Raw genomic sequence first — 1633 nt, 5'->3', positions numbered from 1 at the left:
ACTTCCGCATGTACAAAAAGCTTGCAGGCATGACGGGAACGGCGGCCACCGAAGAGGCCGAATTTCAGAAGATCTACGGCATGGACGTGGTGGTCATCCCCACCAACAAGCCCATGATCCGCACCGACTACCCGGACATGGTCTACAAGACCGAGAAGGCCAAGTTTGAAGCGGTGGTCCGGGAGATTGAGGAGCTCCACAGGACAGGGCGGCCGGTGCTGGTCGGCACGGTTTCCATAGAGAAGTCGGAACGCCTGAGCGAGATGCTGACGCGCCGGGGCATTCCCCACGTGGTGCTCAACGCCAAGTATCACGAGAAGGAAGCCCAGATCGTGGCCCAGGCCGGCAAGCTGAAGGCGGTCACCATCGCCACCAACATGGCCGGCCGCGGCACCGACATCGTGCTGGGCGGCAATCCGGAGTACCTGGCGCGGGAGCGGCTGAAGGCGAAGGGGTTCAGCGACGAAGAGGTGGCGCAGGCGGTCGACCGGGTGCGCTTCGCCGGGCTGAAGCTGAAGCCGCTCGGGGCCGAAGGCGACGTCCGTTCCCTCAACGGGGCGGTTGATGGGATGCCGGGGGACGGCGCGCGCGTCCGCGATGCCGCGGCGGCCTCCTCCCGAAACGGCGTGCCGGCCGGCCCGGAGCACGCACACAGGGCTGAGGACCGGGTGGCGGAGGCCGCCCGTCTGTACGTCGAACTGCTGGAGCAGACGCGCCGGGAGACCGAGCCGGAGCACCAGAAGGTGGTGGAGCTGGGCGGGCTGCACATCATCGGCACGGAGCGCCACGAGGCACGCCGCATCGACAACCAGTTGCGGGGCCGCGCAGGGCGCCAGGGCGACCCGGGTTCGTCGCGCTTTTACGTCTCGCTGGACGACGACCTGATGCGGCTGTTCGCCGCCGACTGGGTTCGCCGCTTCATGGACCGCCTGGGCTGGGAGGAGGACCAGCCCATCGAAAACATGCAGCTCACCCGCGCCATCGAAAACGCGCAGAAGAAGGTCGAGGCGCGCAACTTCGAGATCCGCCGCCAGGTGCTGGCCTACGACGACGTCATGAACCGCCAGCGCGAGGTCATCTACGAGCAACGCCGCCGGGTCCTCATGGGGCACAACCTCCGGGAAAGCGTCATGGACATGATGGGGCGGTACGTGGATGCGCTGATGGCCACGTACGCCGACGAGAAAGTGCACCCGGACGACTGGGACCTGGGGAAGCTGTGCGACCACGTCAACGACGTCGTCAACCAGCAGGGCGCCGTGCGGCCCGAGCACCTGGAGGGCCTGAAGCACTCCGAACTGCGGGAGCGGCTGGTTTCGGTGGTGCAGGACGCCTACGCCCGCCGGGAGCAGGTGCTGGGTCCGGAGGCCGTGCGGCAGCTCGAGCGCATCATCCTGCTGCGGGTGACGGATTCCAAGTGGATCGATCACCTGCGGGCGATGGACGACCTGCGGGAGGGCATCGGGTTGCGGGCGTACGCCCAGCGCGACCCGCTGGTGGAATACAAGCTCGAAGCGTTCAACATGTTCAACGCCATGGTGGCGTCGATCCAGGAGGATACGCTGAAGTACCTGTTCCGCGTGCAGCTTGTGAGCCCCGAGCAGCAGGAGGCGGAGGCGCGCAGGCGGCTCCG

1 protein-coding gene and 1 pseudogene are annotated in these 1633 nt (G+C 67.0%); both read left to right on the top strand.

Annotated features, from left to right (window positions below; genetic code table 11):
• A pseudogene (locus tag AB1609_23320) lies at positions 1 to 887 on the top strand (hypothetical protein).
• On the top strand, positions 885 to 1633 hold a 749-nt coding region (gene secA / locus AB1609_23315; GenBank protein ID MEW6049365.1), incomplete at its 3' end, for a preprotein translocase subunit SecA. The pseudogene AB1609_23320 and the gene secA, both read left to right, overlap by 3 nt.

Source organism: Bacillota bacterium (assembly GCA_040754675.1).
Classification (GTDB): Bacteria; Bacillota; Limnochordia; order Limnochordales; family Geochordaceae; genus Geochorda.
The sequence above is the reverse complement of the archived record's forward strand: the minus strand, read 5'-3'. Positions and strand labels throughout refer to the sequence as shown.